We start from the raw sequence: 896 nt of genomic DNA, 5'->3' as shown, positions 1-896 counted from the left end.
GGTGAGCAGGGTGTCGACCTGGCCGAGCTGGTCGCGGTGCCAGGCGATATCCCCGGTGTCGAGGTCCAGGCAGGTGACGCCGCCGACGTCACCGACGATCAGCCGGCCCGCCGCGGTGAGGATGGGGGTGGCTAGCAGCCGGCGTCGCTGCCGGTGTGGGAGGTGTCGGGTCCAATGGGGTGCGCCGGTGGCTGGGGCGAGCGCGGTGAGGGTGCCCGCATGGCTGCACGCCAGGATCTGGTCATGGCCGGCGAGAACGCCGGTGATGGGGTCGTCTGCGGCGCGCACCGTCCACAGCACGTCGACTCGGCTGTCGTTACTGCCGGTGTTGGAGGGGTGTAGGCGGGTCAGGTGTCCTGCGCCGTGGGTGTCGGTGCTCGGTGCGATGACGGTGCCGGCGATGGTCGCGAGGGTGCCCAGATGTTGATGGGCGCCGATCGAGTGGCTGGTGGTGCGGGGCGAGGTCGGGGTATCGGCGCGAGACGTGGTCGGTGACCGTGGCGGTTTCGGTAGCGCCGGGATCGTGTCGTGCCGTAGATCCATAGTTCTCAAGCCGGGGGTGAGGGTGATGAGGCGGAGCTGCGGTGGTGACCAGTCCAGTCCGCCGAAGCTGGCTGCGGGCGTGCTGAGCAGGTGACAGCCGCCGACGTTGCGCTGCGCGTCGGCATGCCAATGTCCCGACAGGACGGCGAGGAGGCTGTCGGGTGCGGCACTGTAGCGGATCAGTTCGAGTGTGTCGTGGTCGGGCTGGTCGTGGGTGAGCACGACGACTGGCAGCCCGGGGGTTCGGGTGGCGAGATCGGTGATTATGAAGCGTCGCTGATCGGTGTCATCGATCGCGCACCAGGCGCTGAACCAGTCCAGGGCGAGGAGGTGCACGCCGGCCAGGTCAGCTG

General features: G+C 69.2%; 1 protein-coding gene. It reads right to left on the bottom strand.

Annotated elements, in window-relative coordinates; genetic code table 11:
* Positions 1-896 (bottom strand): outer membrane protein assembly factor BamB family protein (locus AC08OP_RS18285; protein ID WP_476615309.1); only part of this gene is annotated, 896 nt, incomplete at both ends.

The organism is Frankia sp. CeRuru1 (assembly GCF_977966315.1).
The sequence above is the reverse complement of the archived record's forward strand: the minus strand, read 5'-3'. Positions and strand labels throughout refer to the sequence as shown.